The 465-nt window shown below is 62.6% G+C and carries 1 protein-coding gene; it reads left to right on the top strand.

Annotated features, from left to right (window positions below):
- Positions 1-61: 61 nt before the first annotated feature.
- The coding region (locus tag A3728_RS19035) for a hypothetical protein (RefSeq protein ID WP_067927495.1) at positions 62-465 on the top strand (404 nt) is incomplete at its 3' end.

Raw genomic sequence — 465 nt, 5'->3', positions numbered from 1 at the left:
GACATATTGCAGATAAATACATATTGCGCGATAGTCCGCGCAACTTTTGCGGGAGAGTGACATGAGACGACAAGTGATGGCGGCGGCGATGGGGGTGATGGCAGTGTTCGGAGCCCCGGAGAAGGCGCAGGCCTATGACATCGACTGCGCCATCATGCTCTGCATGGCGGGTGGGTTCCCCCCGAGTGCCGTTTGTGCCCGCGCCTATCGCACCATGATCCGCCGCATCACGCCCTGGCCGAGTCTACCGCCCTTCGGGGTCTGCACCTTCGCCCATGTGCCGGTCGAGCTCGGTGGTCCGGGCGGCGAGGGTGAACTCGACACCAACCTGCCGGAATACGAATGGCTGAACCGGACCCATGTGATCTGGTTCACCGGGCGCTCCTATGAGCCGCGTGACGAGCCGCGTCAATGGGACTGGTCGATCCGCTCCTGTGATCGCGAGAACCGGACCTGCCGCTACAT

It is taken from the genome of Sulfitobacter sp. HI0040 (genome assembly GCF_001634885.1).
Lineage (GTDB): Bacteria > Pseudomonadota > Alphaproteobacteria > Rhodobacterales > Rhodobacteraceae > Sulfitobacter.
This window is presented reverse-complemented; position numbering and strand designations above follow the sequence as displayed.